Source organism: Staphylococcus pasteuri, from assembly GCF_030547725.1.
Classification (GTDB): Bacteria; Bacillota; Bacilli; order Staphylococcales; family Staphylococcaceae; genus Staphylococcus; species Staphylococcus pasteuri.
Map to the genome: position 1 here is coordinate 1 of NZ_JAUOQO010000501.1, position 260 is coordinate 260.

At 52.3% G+C, this 260-nt stretch carries 1 protein-coding gene; it reads left to right on the forward strand.

Annotation, left to right across the window (positions count from 1 at the left end):
• The coding region (locus Q4528_RS14495; protein ID WP_303522344.1) for a pyruvate kinase at positions 1 to 260 on the forward strand (260 nt) is incomplete at both ends.

Sequence of the window (260 nt, forward strand, 5' to 3'; positions counted from 1 at the left end):
CGTTGGCGTTCAGAAAACCTTAATTCGTTTAACCCGCAAATATAACCGAGCAGTGATTACCGCCACGCAAATGATGGAATCGATGATTAGCGCACCCATGCCAACCCGCGCTGAAGTCATGGATGTCGCCAACGCGGTACTCGACGGTACCGACGCGGTCATGCTTTCAGGTGAAACGGCCGCTGGTGAATACCCAATTGAAACCGTGCAAGCCATGGCAACCGTATGTTTAGGCGCAGAAAAGCAGCGCAGCATAAACG